Origin of the sequence: Phascolarctobacterium sp. (genome assembly GCF_045124115.1) — a bacterium.
In the GTDB taxonomy this organism is placed as follows: domain Bacteria; phylum Bacillota; class Negativicutes; order Acidaminococcales; family Acidaminococcaceae; genus Phascolarctobacterium_A.
In genome coordinates, this window is the sequence record NZ_JBGVLF010000027.1 from 1 (window position 1) to 1,752 (window position 1,752).

At 45.5% G+C, this 1,752-nt stretch carries 1 protein-coding gene; it reads left to right on the forward strand.

The window, feature by feature from the left end:
• Positions 1-384: 384 nt before the first annotated feature.
• A complete protein-coding gene (locus ACJMM4_RS03840; RefSeq protein WP_405383144.1) occupies positions 385-1,470 on the forward strand; it encodes an MFS transporter in 1,086 nt (361 codons plus the stop codon).
• Positions 1,471-1,752 lie beyond the last annotated feature (282 nt).

Below are 1,752 nucleotides of genomic sequence, written 5' to 3' on the forward strand. Positions count from 1 at the left end.
GGTAGGGGCTATGAATAGCATCCGCAATGCAGCAGAAGAAATCGTCTTGAATGAACTGATATATACCTAAATAAACACACAGCCGGAGGTAAATACCTCCGGCTCCATTATTGACTTTGAAAAAAGTATTTCTTATGGAAAGTTGCAGCATATTTATAGGTGGTTTTACGGTTGACACCGGGAAAGAATGGTGGTAGAATTAAGAAAAACTAGAAAGGAGAGCGCACCATGGGCTGGAAAAACCAGGTAATTTATCAGTTGAAAGGCTATGTTCAGGCACCCTATGGGGGAGGTGCGCCCTTTTTTGGGTAAAACTAATTATCATATATACTGAAAGACACCTCCCTTCTTCTAAATCATCACGATTTGAAAGGGAGTATTTTTATGTTCAATATCAAAAAACAAATACGCAATTTTTATGTCATCAGCACCTTAAGCAGCTTCCAGATTGCCGGGGCTTCCTGGGTGGCACTGCTGGCAGCTCGTGGATTTTCCTTGGCAGAGATTGGCATTGCTGAGGGTGTGTTTCACATGGCAAGCCTGCTGTTCGAAATCCCTTCTGGGGTGATCTCAGATGTGTTTGGACGAAAAAAGTGCATGATACTGAGTCAATTTATGTTTATTATCTCGGCACTTCTAATGATCCTTTCTAAAGGTTTGCCAGGAATATGTGTCAGTTTGGTTGCCAGTGCCTTTGGTTACAATTTTGCCTCTGGCACACGAGAAGCCTTGGCGTACGACAGCCTAAAGGTTGCAGGGCAGGAAGAAAAGTATCTGGCCTATTCCTCTATGGAGTACAGTATCTACCGGATCGGTTCCGCCTGCGCTACTTTGTGTGCAGGACTTGCTCTATATTTGGGCTATCGCCGTGCCAATCTAATAGATATGCTTATGGGAAGCCTTTGTTTGCTGTTTTGTTTCCGCCTAAAAGAAGTCGAAGCAGAGCAGCGTCAATTTGATGGAACATTGGGGCAGCGGTTGCTGCGGTGTTTCCGAGGGAGCTTTCATTTCTTAACTCACAATGGCAGCAGTCTTGCACTGATGTTGTTCAATGCCTTTTGTGGCAGCATCCCAGTTCTAACGGCCTTTTTCCTCCAAGCAAGGTTGACGGAAAACGGTCTGAGTGCTGTTTGGTTAGGGCCTGGTTTATTTGCCATCACCTTAGGCGGTGCAGTGGGAGCAAAAGCAGTTACAATGGTTGCAAAATGGGATTATCGGAAAGTGGCGGTTATTTGTGTGCTCGGTATTGCAGGCGGACTGGTACTGAGCCTACACGCAGCTCCCCTGGTAATGATTCTTGGAGGCTTTATCGGCAATCTTTTCGACGATATGCTGCAAGTGCGAACCGATGCACTGTTGAACGAACGATTCCCCTCTGCTCAGCGGGCCACACTAATCTCGACATCCTCACTGACTTTTTCGCTGATAATGATCCTAATGTCTCCGCTAATGGGATGGCTGCTATCCTAATGAACTGATATACACTTTAGTAAACACGCAGCCGGAGGTATACACCTCCGGCTGTCACTTTTTTGTATTTTATTTCTGGAGATTACTTACCATAAAGTCTGTAATCTGCCGATTCCCTTGGTGTATTATTTTAAGTTAGCTAATTTGGCTTGTGTGCGTGCTTTTTCTCGTCGCTCCTCGCTATACGGCGCCGTCAACCGGATGCTGATTCTGCTTTTATCAATTTCAAAGCGCAGGCCACCTTGACCGTTATCGTCGGTCTGCTTGCACAGTTCCGGGAAT